Consider the following 647-nt stretch of genomic DNA (forward strand, 5'->3'; position numbering starts at 1 on the left):
GTTCATCTCCCCGATCAGGTTTCTCTCCATATCGCCCTCCCGTGTCTCTGCACGGTCGAGCGTAAGCCCGTTGGTCGAATCGGTGAAAGTACGTTGGTGCGATCGGCGGATATACGTTGGCGGAATCGGCGCCGCCCGTTGGCCTAAACGGCGAATCTTAGATTAGCGGTAACACCGGCCCATGTCCGAGTGCAGGACCGGGCGCGCCCAGCCGGGCTTGGCCGCCATGGGCATCTCGAGCATCTCCTCCTGCTGGGCGAGGTCGGGATGCCGGGAGATGGAGCGCGCCGCGATCTCCTTGCCGCCGAAGCCGTAGACCGGGGCGAGGTGGGCCTTGCCGAACGAGAGCCTGGACTCGGTGACGTCGGTGCCCATCTTCTGCCACGGGCCGTCCGCCCCGAAGTCGCGCCCGAGCACGTTCCCGAAGGTCTCGCCGACGACGCCCCTGTACGGGTTGTACCTGTGGTAGTCGGTCTCGCGGCGGATGCCGCAGCGCAGGCCCATCTCGCGCATCATCTTGAGGACGGTCTTGTCGGCTATGCGCGCGCCGTCCACGGCGCGCAGCTCCATGGCTATCTGCCGGTGGCCGACGCCGTTGGGGAGCCCGCCGAAGATCTCCGCCACCCTGCCGCGCAGCTCCGGCCTGG

General features: G+C 67.4%; 1 protein-coding gene. It reads right to left on the reverse strand.

Annotated features, from left to right (window positions below):
• Window positions 1-162: 162 nt before the first annotated feature.
• Window positions 163-647, reverse strand: a 485-nt coding sequence (locus tag H6A21_RS10765) for an IS3 family transposase (protein ID WP_204562779.1), incomplete at its 5' end; no start/stop codon positions are given.

Source organism: Collinsella tanakaei, from assembly GCF_016902615.1.
Classification (GTDB): domain Bacteria; phylum Actinomycetota; class Coriobacteriia; order Coriobacteriales; family Coriobacteriaceae; genus Collinsella; species Collinsella tanakaei_A.